Consider the following 14,517-nt stretch of genomic DNA (forward strand, 5'->3'; position numbering starts at 1 on the left):
TGGTCAGCGGTGGGGGGTGATGACGTCGGGATGGCCGTCAGCGGCCTCGTGCAGCAGCTCGACCAGCGCCGCGCGGCGGCTCAGCACCGCGCGCTGGTTGATCGAGCCCTTGTCGGTGATCTCGCCGCCGTCGATGGATGGCGGCTCGGCCAGCAGCAGCAGGCGCGCCGGGCGGTTGGCGCTGCCGGTGCCCTGGGCCCAGAGCTGGTCGGCCAGGTCCTGGAAGAAGCCGCGCACGATCGAATGGGCCAGCACCTGGGCGGCGGGCAGGCTGTCGGGCAGCTCCGCCAGCCGGCGGACCTCGCCCAGGCGCGGCACGATCAGCAGGCCGATCTCGTCGCGCCCCAGGCCGGTGACGACCGCGTCGTGCACGCAGGGGAAACCCAGCGCGACCACGCGGGCGCGCAGCGGGCCGACGCTGACGAAGGTGCCGGTGGACAGCTTGAAGTCCTCGGCGATGCGGCCGTCAAACATCAGGCCCTGGGCCGGGTCGGCGGGATCGGCGGGCCGCGCGGCGTCGCCGGTGCGGTAGTAGCCCTCGTCGTCGAAGGCCTCGCGCGTCAGCTCCGGCTCGCGCCAGTAGCCGGGCATCACGTTGGGGCCGCGGAAGCGCACCTCGTGCTTGTCGCCGGCCGGCACCAGCTTGACCTCCACGCCGGGCACCGGGCAGCCGATGAAGCCGGGCCGGCTGTCCTCGGGGATGGCGAAGGTGCAGGTCGGGGCGGTCTCGGTCATGCCCAGGCCCGCGGCCAGGCGGATGCGTTCGCCGATGGCAGCCTCGGCAAGCTGGTTGAAGGCGTCCAGCGTCTTGGCCGAGAGCCCCGCGCCGCCGCATTCCACCAGGCGCAGCCGGCTGAAGAAGTGGTCGCGCAGCGCGGTGTCGGCCCGCAGCGCCGAGACCAGCTCGTCATACCCCTTGGGCACGTTGAAGAAGATGGTCGGCGCGATCTCGCGCAGATTGCGCAGCGTGTCCTCGAAGCGGCCCGGCACCGGCTTGCCCTCGTCGATGTAGAGGCTGCCGCCGTTGTAGAGCACGATGCCCAGGTTGTGGTTGCCGCCGAAGGTGTGATTCCACGGCAGCCAGTCCAGCACCACCGGCGGCTCCTCCGCCAGGAAGGGCAGCGTCTGCAGCGTCATCTGCTGGTTGGCGCACCACATGCGCTGCGTCACGATCACGCCCTTGGGCGCCTTGGTCGAGCCCGAGGTGAACATCAGCTTGACGATGGTGTCGGGATCGATCCGCGCGTGGGCGGCGTCCAGCTCGGGCCCCGGTGCGGTGTCCAGCAGGTCGTCGAAGCGCTCTATGGCCCGGCCGGCGAGCCGGCCTTCGCCGAGGACCACGCAGGTCCCGGCCTCGACCACCGCCTCGATGGCCGCGGCGTAGCCTGGATCCGCCGCGTAGACGGCACCCGGCGTGGCCTTGCCGACGATGTGGCGCAGGCGGCCGAAGTCGGTCGACACCAGCGAGTAGGCCGGCGAGATGCTGACGCTCGGGATGCCGGCCCACATCGCGCCCAGCATCAGGCTCAGGTGCGGGAGGTCGTTGTCGGACAGGAGGACCAGCGGTCGCTCCACGCCCAGGCCCCGGTCCAGCAGCGCCTGGCCCAGCGAGCGCGCCCGCGCCAGCATGTCGGCGTAGCTGAGGGCGCGCCAGGCGCCGTCCGGATCGCGCTTCGCGGCGAAGAGCCGGTCCGGCGCGGTCCGCGCCCAGTGCTGGAGGCGCTCGCCCATGTGCCGGGGATAGGCCGCCAGCGCCTCGGTCGAGCGCAGCACGAAGCCGCCGTCGTCGCGCGGCTCGACGCGGGTGTGGTCCAGGCAGCCGCCGGTGGCGACGGGGCGGTAGCGCGGCTTCATGACTTGACGATCTTGGGGCTGCGTTTCTGCAGGAAGTCCTGCAGCCGTTGCTTGGCCACTTCGTCGCCCTGGGCGATGGCGGCCATCAGCGACTCCATGAACAGGCCGTCGGCCTGCGGCAGGTCGGCGATGCGCGGCAGCGCCTGGGTCACGGCGAAGTTGGACAGCGGCGCATTCTGCGCGATGCGGCCGGCCAGCTCGATGGCCTTGGCGACGGCCTCGCCGGGCGGCACCACGTACTGCGCCAGGCCGCGCCGCTCGCCCTCGTGGGCATCCAGCACGCGGCCGGTGAGCATCATGTCGGTCATGCAGGCCGTGCCAGCCAGGCGCGGGATGCGGGCCGAGCCGCCGCCACCGACGAAGATGCCGCGCTGGCCCTCGGGCAGGCCGAAGTAGGCGGTCTCGTCGGCCACGCGGATGTGGACGGCCGCCGCGAGCTCCAGCCCACCGCCCACGACCGCGCCGTGCAGCGCCGCCACGACCGGCACGCTGCAGAACTGCAGCGCGTCCATGACCACATGCCAGCCGCGCGAGTGCAGCACGCCTTCGGCCACGCTGCGCTCGCTGAGGTCGGACAGGTCCAGGCCGGCGCAGAAGTGCGCGCCTTCGCCGCTGACGACCAGCGCCCGCGTCGACGCCGGCAGGTTGAGCAGGGCGGTGTGCAGCTGCCGCATCAACGCCTCGTTGATGGCGTTGCGCTTGGCGGGGCGGTTCAGGCGCAGATGCGTGACGGCGCCGGCATGCTCGATGAGCAACAGGTCGAGCTGGGCCAGCAGGCCGCTGGCGGGGAGGAAGTCGGTGGCGGCGTTCATGCGGGGCTCGCGGAGGTGAGGGCGGCGGCCAGGCCGCCCCAATGGTCGCGGAAAAGTCCGGCGTCCATGGTCTTCACGTCGCGCATCAGCGGACGGAATTCCATGTGGGCCAGCACGTCGCGCTCGAGGTCGATGCCCGGCGCGATCTCGGTCAGCTCCAGGCCGTCCTCGCGCAGCGCGAAGACGGCGCGCTCGGTCACGAAGAGCACCTCCTGGCCGCGGCGCGCGGCATCGCGGCCGTTGAAGGTGATCTGCTCGACCTGCTCGACGAACTTGCGCGCGCGGCCTTCCTGACGGATGTGGAGCTCGCCGTCCGAGACGGCGAGCTCGACGCCCCCGGCGGTGAAACTGCCGCAGAACACGAGGCGCGGCGTCGAGGCCGTGATGTTGATGAAGCCGCCACAGCCCACCGGGCGGCCATTGAACTTGCTGACGTTGACGTTGCCGTGGCGGTCGGTCTGGGCCAGGCCCAGGAAGCTGCAGTCCAGGCCGCCGCCGTCGTAGAAGTCGAACTGCGAGGACTGCTCGATGATGGACTCGGGGTTATAGGCCAAGCCGAAGTCGCCGCCCTGCGCGGGCACGCCGCCGTTCACGCCGCATTCGACGCTCAGCGTGAGCAGGCCCGCCACGCCTTCCTCGGCCGCCACCGACGGTACGCCGGCCGGGATGCCGATGCCCAGGTTGGTGACCGCGCCGGGCCGCAGCTCCATCGCGGCGCGGCGGGCGATGACCTTGCGCTCGTCCAGCGGCAGCGCCGGCACGCGGTCCAGCGGCACGCGCACGTCGCCGCTGAAGGCGGGATTGAAGGCGGTGGTGATGGTCTGCAGATGGTTCTCCGGCTGGGCGACGACGACGTAGTCCACCACCAGGCCCGGCACCTTGACGCTCTTGGGATGCAGACTGCCGGCGGCCACCACCGCCTCGACCTGCGCGACCACGATGCCGCCGCAAGCGCGCGCGGCCTGCGCGATGGTGAGCTGCTCCAGCAGCACGCCTTCCTTGTCCATGCTGAGGTTGCCCCGTTCATCGGCATAGGTGGCGCGGATGAAGGCGACGTCGATGCGCGGCGCGGGATGGAAGAGCCACTCCTCGCCTTCGAACTCGACCAGGCGCACCAGGTCCTCGCGCGAAGCGGCGTTGAGCCGGCCGCCTTCCTGCCGCGGGTCCACGAAGGTGCCCAGGCCGACCTTGGTCAGCAGGCCCGGCGAGCGGCTGGCGATATGCCGCGTGAGGCTGGACAGCGAGCCTTGCGGGAAGTTGTAGGCCTCGACCTCGCCGGCATGGACCCTGGCCATCATGGCCTTGCCCGTCTGCCCGAAATGGCCGGCGACGACGCGCTTGACCATGCCCGGATGGGCCAGGTGGGCCATGCCGCCGCTGCCGGCGTTGCCGATCGCGCCGCAGGCCCAGGTGGTGAGCTGGTTGGGATGGCCGGTGGCGAGGAAGTGGCGCTCCAGCCCCTGCAGCACTTCCTCGGCCAGGCCCATCATGGCCAGGCCGCCGAGGAAGAGGGTGGCGCCATCCTTGACGAGGGGACCGACCTGGTCGGCGGTGATGATCTTCATGGGGGCCTCAGGCAGCGGGGTTTTCGATCAGCAGCGCCATGCCCTGGCCGCCGCCGACGCAGGCGGAGACGATGGCGTAGCGGCCACCGCGACGCTGCAGTTCGCGCGCGGCGGTGAGGGTCAGGCGCACGCCGGTGGCGGCCAGCGGATGTCCCAGCGCGATGGCGCCGCCGTTGACGTTGAGCCGGTCCAGGTCCAGGCCGAGCTCCTTCGCGCAGGCCAGGGTCTGGGCGCCCTGGGCCTCGTTGATCTCGAAGAGGTCGATGTCGGCCAGCGTCAGCCCGCAGCGCGACAGCAGCGCACGGATGGCCGGCGCGGGGCCGATGCCCATGATCTCGGGCGGCACGCCGGCTGCGGCCGCACCGCGCAGGCGCGCCAGCGGTCGCAGCCCGCGATCGCGCACCTGGACGCCGGAGGCCACGACCACCGCCGCCGCACCGTCGACCAGCGCCGAGGAGTTGCCGGCCGTCTGCACGCCGCCTTCGTACACCGGCCGCAGCGCGGCGAGCGCCTCGAGCGGGGACGGGCGCGGATGGGTGTCGCGATCGGCGACGGCGACCTTGCGCGGCAGCTTGATGCCGCGCGGCTCATAGCCGTCGAGCTCGAAACGCTCGCTCGTCACCGGCACGATCTCGCCGGCATGGAAGCCGTCGGCCTGCGCCCGCAGCGCGCGCTCGAACGAGGACGCGGCATAGGCGTCGACCTCGGCGCGCGTGATGCCGTATTTCCGCGCAAGGTTCTCGGCCGTCTGGATCATCGAGACCTTGGCGGCCGGGTCGTCCAGCGCTTCCCACAGGAAGTCCTTGAACTCGACCGGCGCGCCGAGCCGGAAGCCGCCGCGGTGCGTGTAGGCGCAGATCGGATTGCGCGACATCGACTCCGCGCCCACCACCAGCGCCAGGCTGGCGTAGCCCAGCGTGATCTGGTCGGCGGCCTGGCGAATGATCTCGAAGCCGCTGCCGCAGATGCGCTGCACCAGGATGGCCGGGACCGCGATGGGCACGCCGGCGTACAGGCCGACGTGGCGCGGCAGCATGTAGGCGTCGAAGGAGGCCTGCGCCATCGAGGCGGTGACGACCGAGTCGATGGCGGCGCCGGGCACCTGGGCGCGCGTCAGCGCGGCGCGGGCCGCCTTGATGCCCAGGTCGATGGGGGAGACATCGGCCAGCGCGCCGCAGTAGTCCACCAGCGGCGTGCGCGCGCCGTCGAGGAGCCAGTGATCGTCGAATCGGGCGGAGAAGTCGGGCATGGGGGCGTCTGGCGATGCCAGCTGCTTGGCTGCTGATGATTAACAGTATTAACTAAAAGCGGAGCAAGACATTCAGGGTTTGCACGGACATCGGAACCGCAATCAGCGGCTTCAACGGCACCTGATCGACGGTGTGGCGCAGGCTTGCGCGGCCGAGGCGATGTCGCCGCCGGCCGTCAAGCGATGGATTGATTACTTAAATGAATTGATTGCCCCGACCAGATGCCGCGGCTCAGCCGGCAGGCGCCGGCGGCTGCGCCGCGCGCTGCAGCCGGTAGGCCAGCTGCGCGCGCGTGAGGCCCAGCCGGCGGGCGGCGGCGGCGAGGTTGCCGTGCTCGGCCTCGGTGGCCTCGCGCAGCAGTTGGCGCTCGATGGCGTCCAGCGCCACGTGGCCGGCGCTGCCGGGATGCAGCGCCTCGCCCAGCAGGTCCAGCAGGCGCGGCGGGGGCGCGGCGCCCTTGCGCAGCGTGCCGTGCGCGCCGATGGCCAGCAGCGCCTCGTCGCTGAGCTGCTCGCGCCGGAACATGTGGGCCACGTCGATGGCCTGGCCGTCCTCGGCCGAGATGACGCCGCGCTCGACCAGGTTCTGCAGCTCGCGGATGTTGCCGGGGAAGGCGTAGTGCAGCATGGCCCGCACGGCGCGGGGCGTGAAGCCGGTCGGATGGCGGCCGTGCCGCTGAGCTTCGCGCCGCAGGAAATGCGCCATCAGCAGCGGGACGTCGTCGCGCCGCTCGCGCAGCGGAGGCAAATGGATGGGGTAGACGTTGAGGCGGTAGTAGAGGTCCTCGCGGAAGCGCCCGGCGCTGACCTCGGCCTGCAGGTCGACGTTGGTCGCGGCGACCACGCGGACATCGACCTCCAGCACCCGCGTGCCGCCCACGCGCTCGATCTCGCCCTCCTGCAGCGCGCGCAGCAGCTTGCCCTGGCTGACCAGGCTGAGCGTGCCGATCTCGTCCAGGAACAGCGTGCCGCCGTGCGCCCGCTCGAAGCGCCCAGGGCGCGACTGGCTGGCCCCGGTGAACGCGCCGCGCTCGACGCCGAAGAGCTCGCTCTCGATCAGCGTCTCCGGAATGGCCGCGCAGTTCACCGCCATGAAGGGCCCAGCCGCGCGCGGACTGACGCGGTGCAGCCGGCGCGCGAAGGCCTCCTTGCCGACGCCCGATTCGCCGGTGAAGAGCACGGTGGCGCGGGTGGGCGCCACGCGCGCGAGCTGGTGGCAGGCGGAGTTGAAGGCCGAGGAGGCGCCGACGATGTCATGGCGCTCGGCTTGGTGGCCTGCATGGCCTTCTGCATGGCCTTCTGCGTGGCGTTCGGCGGGGTCTCCATCACGCTCGGCGGGCCGCTCGCCACGGGTGTCGGGCGACGCGGCACGCGGCGTCGGGGCGGGGGCCGCGGCGGCGTTGATGCGGCGGAAGTCCTTGGCCTCCAGGTAGCGCAGGTCCTCGCTGATGTCGCCCCAGGCCGCGGCATGGCGGCCGATCACGCGGCAGACGCTCGCGCCCATGGCGCGGCACTCCACCTCGCGGAAGATCACGAGCTGCCCGAACAGGCTGGTCACGTAGCCGGTGGCGTAGCCCACCTGCGACCAGCAGGCCGCCTCGGTGCCGATGCCGTAGGCGCTGATGTGCTCGTCGTCCTCGCTGGAGTGCTCCCAGAGGAACTCGCCCTCGTAGGTGCCGCGATCGATGTCGAAGTCGAAGGCCAGCGGCGTCACCTTCACCACGCCCTCGAGCGCATGCAGCCGCGTGCCGGCCATGAAGACGTTGGCCGCGTCGGCCTGCGGCCAGCGCTCGCGCACCAACTGCGCGTCGCGCGCGCCGGACACGTAGCCGGCCCGCGTGAGCAGGCCGCGCGCGCGCTCCAGGCCCAGCGTGTCGATCAACTCGCGCCGCAGGTGCCCGACGGCGGAGCTGTGCAGCAGCAGCATGCGCTGGTCGTTGAGCCAGATGCGGCCGTCGCCGGGCGAGAAGAACAGCGACTCGGTCAGGTCGTCCATCGTCGGCTGCTGTGCCTCGACGAAGTGCCGGCTGTCGCCGCGGCGCAGCATCGTGCCGGTCTGGCGGGCCACTTCGGCCAGGGAGATGCGAGGCGGCTTGGTCATGGCTTGATCAATTGAGCAGGTCGACCGCGGGTCGGGCCCTCAAATTGTTTTCATTTCATAAATATCGATGACCCGGGATAACCCGTGACAGTGGCATTCACATTGAGGGCAGGGAAAGTCCCAGGGCGGGCGATGGTTTCACTCTGAAAACGATCCAGGCCGGCGCATCGATGCACCGCGGCGGCGCGCCGCCCTGGCACGGCGCGGCACGGGCGTTGCACTGGAAGAGGGCGAGCGAACACCGGGTTCGTGCCTTTCAACCTCTTCAGCGTGGCCTGACATGACCTCTCGACCCTTCCTCGACCCCGCCTTGTGGCAAGAGCACGTGTACAGCGGTGGCTGGCGCGCCGCCGCCGAGTCCGCCGACCTGATCGAGCCCGCCACCGGCGCGGTGCTGACGCGCACCGGCGTTGCCGTGGCGGCCGACGTGGCGCCGGCCGCGCGCATCGCCGCGCAGGCGCAGGCGGGCTGGGCGGCCACACCGCCGCGCGAGCGCGCCGCGGTGTTCCTGCGTACGGCGCAGCTGTTCCAGGACCACTTCGACGAGCTGGCGCTCTTCGTCACCCGCGAGAGCGGCGCCATCCTGCCCAAGGGCCAGCACGAGCTGCGCGAGGCCATCGCGTTCTGCCAGATCGCAGCCTCCATGCCGCTGCAGTCGCAGGGGCAGGTGCTGCCCAGCACGCCGGGCCGGCTGTCCCTCGCGCGGCGCGTGCCGCTGGGCGTGGTGGGCGTGATCTCGCCCTTCAACTTCCCGCTGGTGCTGACGCTGCGCGTGGTGGCCCCGGCACTGGCCGCGGGCAACGCCGTCGTCATCAAGCCCGATCCGCGCACGCCGGTCAGCGGCGGCTTCCTGATCGCCCGCGTCTTCGAGGCCGCCGGCCTGCCCGCCGGCCTGCTGCACGTCCTGCCCGGCGGCGCGGCCGTGGGCGAGGCGCTGGTCGAGGATCCGGCCGTCGCGATGATCTCCTTCACCGGCTCGGTCGGCGTGGGGCGCCGCATCGGCGAACTGGCGGGCCGCCATCTGAAGAAGGTCTCGTTGGAGCTGGGCGGCAGCAATGCGCTGGTCGTGCTCGACGACGCCGACCTCGACCTGGCCGCGAGCAACATCGCCTGGGGCGCCTGGCTGCACCAGGGCCAGATCTGCATGGCCAGCAATCGCGTGCTGGTGCACGAGGCCATCGCCCCCGCCATCACCGAGCGCCTGGTCGCCAAGGCCCGGCAACTGCCGGTGGGCGACGGTGCCACCGGCCAGGTCGCGCTGGGGCCGCTGATCGACGAGCGCCAGCGCGACCGCGTGCATGCCGCGGTGCAGGCCAGCGTGCGGGCCGGCGCCCAGCTGCTGGCCGGTGGCACCTTCGATCGGCTCTTCTACAAGCCCACCGTGCTGGCCGGCGTGCGGCCCGGCATGCCGACCTACGACCACGAGACCTTCGGCCCCGTCGTCAACCTGGTGACCTTCAAGACGGACGAGGAGGCCGTGGCGCTGGCCAACGACAGCCAGGGCGGGCTGGCGGCCGGCGTGATCTCGCGCTCGGTCGGCCGCGCGCTGGCGCTGGGGCGGCAACTGCGCGCCGGCATGGTCCATATCAACGACCAGACGGTCAACGACGACGCGGTCAATCCCTTTGGCGGCCCCGGCATCGCGGGCAACGGCAACTCGCACGGCGGCCCCGGCGACTGGGAGCAGTTCAGCACCTGGCAATGGCTGACCGTCAAGGACGCGCCGCCGCAGTTCCCGTTCTGACGCGCACCGCGCGAGACGGCGCGGGCCCGCGGCAGCAGACAGACGACAACACACGAGGAGACAAGCATGAACTTCCATGGCAAGACCATCGTCATCACCGGCGCGAGCTCCGGCATCGGCGCCGAGACCGCGCGCTTCCTGCGCCTGAAGGGCGCGCGCGTCATCGGCGTGGACCGCAACGAGCCCGCGCTGACGCTGGACGGCTTCATCAAGGCCGACCTGTCGGAGCAGGCCGCCATCGACGCCGCCTTCAAGCAGCTGCCCGAGCGTTTCGACGCGCTGTGCAACATCGCCGGCGTGCCCGGCACCGCGCCGGTGGACCTGGTGGCGCGGGTCAACTACCTCGGGCTGCGCCACCTGTGCACGCGCGCCATCGAGCGCCTGCCTCATGGGAATCACGGCGGCGCCATCGTCAACATCGCCTCCATCCTCGGCGCCGAATGGCCCGAGCGGCTGGCGCTGCACAAGGCGCTGGCGGAGACGCCCAGCTTCGAGGCCGGCCTGGCCTTCCTCGCGAAGAAGCCGGTGGCGCAGGAGACCTGCTACCAGTACTTCAAGGAAGCGCTGATCGTCTGGACCCTCACGCAGTCGCAGAAGTGGTTCCTCGCGCATGGCGTGCGGATGAACTGCGTCGCGCCCGGTCCGGTGATGACGCCCATCCTGGGCGACTTCGTGCAGATGCTCGGCGAGGAGCGCGTGCAGAAGGACGCCCACCGCATCAAGCGCCCGGCGCTGGCGGATGAGGTCGCGCCCGTGATCGCCTTCCTGTGCGCCGACGAGTCGCGCTGGATCAGCGGCGTCAACCTGCCGGTCGACGGCGGGCTGGCCTCGACCTACCTCTGATTCATTCAAGCGGGCCGCCGAGCCCGCACCACCCTCGAGGAGACACCATGACCCGACCCACCCGCCTCGCGCTGGCGGTGGCGGCAGCTTTTGCCCTGCCGGCCGCCCACGCCTTCGACATCGACCTGCCCAGCAGCGACTACAAGCTGCGCCTGGACCTGACGCCCAAGTACAGCACCGCCGTGCGGCTCAAGAATCCGTCCGCCGCGCTGACGCGCCTGGACGTGGCGGTCGATCCCGGCACCGTCAACGAGGACGACGGCGACCACAACTTCAAGCGCGGACAGATCTCCAACCGCTTCGACCTGCTGGCCGAGCTCGACCTCACCAGCCAGAACTTCGGCGCGCGGCTCAGCGGCAACGCGTGGCGTGACGCGGTCTACCTGCGCAAGAACCGCTACGCCGGCACCGAGCTCTACGCCGGCGGCAACGACCTGGGCACCGCCGTCCCGACGTCCAACGGCTTCCCGGGCCAGGCCGCCAACGAGTTCCTCCCCGACACGCGCCGCCAGCATGGTCGCAGCGGCGAGTTCCTCGATGCCTTCGTCTACTTCAAGGGCGAGATCGCCGGCATGAAGGGCACCGTGCGCATCGGACGCCACACGCTGCAATGGGGCGAGAGCCTCTTCTTCGGCCAGAACGGCATCGCCAACGCGCAAGGGCCGGTGGACGTGGCCAAGATCATGTCGGTGCCCGGCTGGCAGTTCAAGGAAGTGCTGCTGCCGGTGGAACAGGTGTCGGGCTCGCTGCAGATCGCCGAGGGCCTCTCGCTGGGCGCCTACTACCAGCTCAAGTGGCGGCCCAGCAAGATCCCCGGCGTCGGCAGCTACTTCTCCAACCAGGACTACGTCGGCACCGGCACCGTCAACTTTGGCCAGGCGCCCGACGGCAGTCCCATCCTGCTGACCTACGACAGGAGCCGTGACCTGCGTCCGCGCGATTCGGGGCAGGGCGGCGTGCAACTGCGCATCAGCCCGACCGGCAGCGACTACGAGTTCGGCCTCTACGCCGCGCAGTACCACGACAAGACGCCCGCCGTGCCGGTGTTCGACTTCGTCAACGGCAATGTGCATCTGGCCTATGGCGACGACATCCGCACCCTCGGCGCGAGCGTCACCTCGTCGATCGGCCAGTTGAACTGGGCCGTCGAGGGCTCGCTGCGCTGGAACGCGCCGCTGAACAGCGATCCCGCCGTGCTCGGCCTGGGCCCGGTGCTGAGCTGCGGTGGCAGCGACGCGCCGTGCTTCGCGGTGGGCCGCACCGCCCATCTGCAGGCCTCGGGCATCTACGTGCTGCAGCCGGGCGCGCTGTGGCAGGGCGGGGCGCTGCTGGCCGAGCTGGCCTACAACCGCCGGCTCAGCGTGACCAAGGACATCTTCGCCGCCAGCAACGGCGCGAGCCAGGGCATCGGCGGGCTGGACCCGAACACCACCAAGGGCGCCTTCGCCTTGCGCGTGCTCTTCGAGCCGCAGTACTTCCAGGTGCTGCCGGGACTGGACCTTTCGGTCCCCATCGGCCTGGGCTGGAACTTCGGCGGCCGGTCCTCCGCCATCGCCAACTTCGCCGGCGGCGCGTCCAAGGCCGGTGACTACAGCATCGGGCTCAAGGGCAAGTACCAGAACGCCTGGAACGTCGCGCTGACCTACAGCGATTTCTTCGGCACCGCCAGGACCTTCACCGAGACCCTCGTCGCCGGCAGCGGCTCGCCGCGCCAGCTCACCTTCGGCCAGACGCTGCGCGACCGCGCCTACGTCAGCCTCGCCGTCTCGCGCACCTTCTGACGCCACACGAAAGACCTCCCATGAATCGCATCCCTCTCCCGGCGCGCGTCTTCGCCGCCACCGCTGCTTCCGCTGCCGCGGTCGCCATGCTGTTGTCCGCTCCCGCGCTCGCCGCCGTCACGGCCGAGGAGGCCGCCCGGCTCAAGACCACGCTGACCCCGCTGGGCGCCGAGCGCGGCGCCAACAAGGACGGCAGCATTCCCGCCTGGGACGGCGGCATGACCAAGGCGCCCGCGGGCTTCAAGGCCGGCGACGCCCGACCCGATCCCTTCCCGGGCGAAAAGCCGCTGTACTCGATCAGCGCCAAGAACATGGCCCAGTACGAGTCCAAGCTCAGCGACGGCGTGAAGGCGCTGATGAAGAAGTACCCCGACTTCCGCATCGAGGTCTACCCGACCCACCGCACCGCCGCCGCGCCGCAATGGGTCTACGACAACACCTTGAAGAACGCGACGCGGGCCAAGCTCGTGGATAACGGCCACGGCACCGAGGGCGCCTATGGCGGTACGCCGTTCCCCATTCCCAAGGATGGCTACGAGGTGTTCCAGAACCATCGCCTGGCGTGGACCGGCACCTACATCCAGGCGCCGGTGCGCGTGTGGGTCGTGACAGCGGACGGCAAGCGCGCGATGGCCTCCGGCGGCACGCAGAGTTTCCGCAAGCAGTTCTACGATCCCGAGGGCAGCCTCGAGAAGTTCGATGGCTACTACCAGCTCGGCAAGTTCGCCGTCAGCGAGCCCGGCTCCAAGACCGGCGAGGCCATCCTCGCGCACGACAACCTGAACGCCAGCAACCCGCGCGGTCTGTGGCAGTACCTGGTGGGGCAGCGCCGCGTGCGCAAGGCACCGTCGGTGGCCTACGACACGCCGGACTCGGTGACCTCGGGCATCGGCCTGTTCGACGAAGCGTTCAACCTCTTCGGGCCCATCGACAAGCACACGCTCAAGCTGGTCGGCAAGCGCGAGCTCTACATCCCCTACAACAACAACCGCGCGGCCTCGGCCAAGGTGGCGGACCTGGTGACGCCGGGCACGCTCAACCCGAGCCTGGTGCGCTGGGAGCTGCACCGCGTCTGGGAGGTCGAGGCGACGCTGGCCGAGGGCAAGCGCCATGTGGTGCCCAAGCGCAAGTACTACATCGACGAGGACAGCTGGCAGATCATCCTGTTCGACGGCTGGGACGCCAAGGGCGACCTCTGGCGCACCAACTACACGCTGACGCTGCTGGCGCCGGACATCCCGGCCCTGGTCGGCAACATGTACTGGGGCGGCTACGACCTGCAGACCGGCGCCTACTACCTGAACATGGCCAGCAACGAGCTGCCCAGCCAGTACAAGGTCGTCGCGCCGCTGCCGCGCAGCTTCTTCAGCCCGGAGGAACTGGCCAACGAAGGAGCGCGGTGATGCGGAGGCTGGCCGCCTTGGCGCTGCTGAGCGCCGTCTCGGCGCAGGCCGCTGCGCCCGCGCCCAGTGCGGGCACTGCGCCCACTGGGATCTTGGCACCCGGCGTGAGCGCCAGGGCCGGCGCGCCGGTCGAGCCGATGGCGCCCACCGCGGTCACCGCGCCGGCCGTGGTCGCACCGGCCGCACCGGCCGCGCTGGCGGAACCAGCCCTGATCAGCCCCAAGGCGCTCGGCGCGGCCACGTTGGCCGTGGCACGTGCCGGCGATCGCCTGGTGGCGGCCGGCGAGCGCGGCACGGTGCTGTGGTCCGACGACGGCGGCAAGACCTGGCAGCAGGCCCGGGTGCCGGTGCGCGCGGGCCTGACGGCGCTGCGCTTCGTCGATGCCCGCATCGGGTGGGCCGTCGGCCACCTCGGCGTCATCCTGAAGACGGAGGACGGCGGCAAGACGTGGGCGCTGCAACTGGACGGACTGCGGGCGGCCCGGGCCCTGCTGGCCGCCGCGACCGATGACGCCAGCCGCCGCGCCGCGCAGCGCCTGGTGGAGGAGGGCGCCGACAAACCCTGGTTCGATCTGGAGGCCCTCGACGCGCAGCGGGCCATCGCCGTCGGCGCCTACGGCCTGGCCATGGCCACGCGCGACGGCGGCCGGACGTGGGAGCCGCTGCCGCTGCGCGCGGTCAATCCGCGCGGCCTGCACCTGTACGGCGTGCGCGCCGTCGGCGGGCCTGGCGGCGCGTGGGTCATCGCCGGCGAGCAGGGCCTGCTGCTGCGCTCCAGCGACGATGGCGTTTCCTTCACCGCGCTGGCCTCGCCCTACAAGGGCAGCTTCTTCGGCCTGCTGGCCACGCGCAGCGGCGCGCTGCTGGCCTACGGCCTGCGCGGCAGCGTCTACCGCTCGGGCGATGCCGGGACGAGCTGGGACAAGGTCGAGCTCGGCACGCCGGTCAGCCTGCAGGCCGGCCTCGAGCGCGCCGACCGCGGCGAGCTCACGCTGCTGGCGCAGAACGGCGAGCTCTTCGTCAGCACCGACGACGGCCACCGCTTCACGCGCCGTCCCCCGCCCGCCGGACCCCTGCCTGCCGCTGGCCTCGCCGCCGCCCCCGACGGCGCCTGGGTCATCGCCAGCCTGCGCGGTACCCGCCGCGCCTCACCCGCACCCTGATC

At 71.4% G+C, this 14,517-nt stretch carries 10 protein-coding genes; 5 read left to right on the forward strand and 5 right to left on the reverse strand.

Features of this window, described 5'->3' with window-relative positions; translation table 11 throughout:
* Positions 1-3 precede the first annotated feature (3 nt).
* The 5 genes from FHT38_RS09860 to FHT38_RS09880 form a co-directional block, all read right to left on the reverse strand.
* Positions 4-1,854, reverse strand: a complete 1,851-nt coding sequence (locus FHT38_RS09860) for a feruloyl-CoA synthase (protein ID WP_183491590.1) — start codon at positions 1,852-1,854, stop codon at positions 4-6.
* On the reverse strand, positions 1,851-2,666 hold the full coding sequence (locus tag FHT38_RS09865) for a crotonase/enoyl-CoA hydratase family protein (protein WP_183479499.1): 816 nt from the start codon (positions 2,664-2,666) through the stop codon (positions 1,851-1,853). Before FHT38_RS09865 ends, FHT38_RS09860 begins: the two co-directional genes overlap by 4 nt.
* Positions 2,663-4,231: an acyl CoA:acetate/3-ketoacid CoA transferase gene (locus FHT38_RS09870; RefSeq protein WP_183491593.1), complete on the reverse strand. Its 1,569-nt coding sequence runs from the start codon at positions 4,229-4,231 to the stop codon at positions 2,663-2,665. The genes FHT38_RS09865 and FHT38_RS09870 overlap by 4 nt, the downstream gene beginning before the upstream one ends.
* Before the next feature lie 7 nt (positions 4,232-4,238).
* Positions 4,239-5,480: a thiolase family protein gene (locus FHT38_RS09875; protein ID WP_183491595.1), complete on the reverse strand. Its 1,242-nt coding sequence runs from the start codon at positions 5,478-5,480 to the stop codon at positions 4,239-4,241.
* A gap of 232 nt (positions 5,481-5,712) precedes the next feature.
* A complete protein-coding gene (locus tag FHT38_RS09880) occupies positions 5,713-7,581 on the reverse strand; it encodes a sigma-54-dependent Fis family transcriptional regulator (protein ID WP_183491597.1) in 1,869 nt (622 codons plus the stop codon).
* A 280-nt stretch (positions 7,582-7,861) separates the two neighbouring features.
* Between FHT38_RS09880 and FHT38_RS09885 the strand changes: the two genes are divergently transcribed.
* The 5 genes from FHT38_RS09885 (at position 7,862) to FHT38_RS09905 (ending at position 14,515) form a co-directional block, all read left to right on the forward strand.
* Positions 7,862-9,325 (forward strand): benzaldehyde dehydrogenase, encoded by a 1,464-nt coding sequence (locus FHT38_RS09885; protein ID WP_183491599.1) that lies wholly within the window; start codon positions 7,862-7,864, stop codon positions 9,323-9,325.
* 66 nt (positions 9,326-9,391) lie between these two features.
* Complete coding sequence (locus FHT38_RS09890; protein WP_183491601.1) at positions 9,392-10,168, forward strand: coniferyl-alcohol dehydrogenase; 777 nt, start codon at positions 9,392-9,394, stop codon at positions 10,166-10,168.
* A 47-nt stretch (positions 10,169-10,215) separates the two neighbouring features.
* Entirely contained in the window at positions 10,216-11,949 is a 1,734-nt protein-coding gene (locus tag FHT38_RS09895; RefSeq protein ID WP_183491603.1) for a DUF1302 domain-containing protein, read from the forward strand.
* A gap of 20 nt (positions 11,950-11,969) precedes the next feature.
* Positions 11,970-13,352 (forward strand): DUF1329 domain-containing protein, encoded by a 1,383-nt coding sequence (locus FHT38_RS09900; RefSeq protein ID WP_183491605.1) that lies wholly within the window; start codon positions 11,970-11,972, stop codon positions 13,350-13,352.
* Positions 13,352-14,515 (forward strand): YCF48-related protein, encoded by a 1,164-nt coding sequence (locus FHT38_RS09905; RefSeq protein ID WP_255488647.1) that lies wholly within the window; start codon positions 13,352-13,354, stop codon positions 14,513-14,515. Before FHT38_RS09900 ends, FHT38_RS09905 begins: the two co-directional genes overlap by 1 nt.
* Positions 14,516-14,517: the final 2 nt, after the last annotated feature.

It is taken from the genome of Mitsuaria sp. BK041 (genome assembly GCF_014193085.1).
Taxonomy (GTDB): domain Bacteria; phylum Pseudomonadota; class Gammaproteobacteria; order Burkholderiales; family Burkholderiaceae_C; genus Roseateles.